This window comes from Dellaglioa sp. CoH-57-MRSF-21, from assembly GCF_056781915.1.
The window spans coordinates 1-344 of sequence record NZ_JBXAXU010000120.1; the positions used below are offsets into that span (position 1 = coordinate 1).

The 344-nt window shown below is 56.1% G+C and carries 1 protein-coding gene; it reads right to left on the reverse strand.

Features of this window, described 5'->3' with window-relative positions; genetic code table 11:
- A partial coding sequence (locus AC1RPQ_RS08210; RefSeq protein WP_333533623.1) for a hypothetical protein occupies nt 1–280 on the reverse strand: 280 nt, incomplete at its 3' end.
- Nucleotides 281–344: the final 64 nt, after the last annotated feature.

Genomic DNA, 344 nt, shown 5'->3' on the forward strand with positions numbered 1-344 from the left:
CTGCGGCACCGCGCGCTGCACCCATGTAGGCGCACACGTATCCACCGCCATTGAGCACCTGAAACGTGGACCGGAAATAGTAGCCCACCTTTTGTCCTTCGTGCAGTAGCCAGTAGCAGTCGAACATGCAGGATAGTGGAATAGCAGGCCCAACCTTGAGCACCGCGTCATCGGGAAGTGCGTGCGGCCCCTTGTTCAGAGCATAACCGCCGCCAAGCTCGTAGAACAGGTACGGGTCCATCGGCACGTATAGACGATGTTCAGCATCATGGTCGATCATGGTCAGTCCTGATTAAGAGCGACAAGCGAATACACGGAGTTTGCGCCCTTCACCATAATGAAGG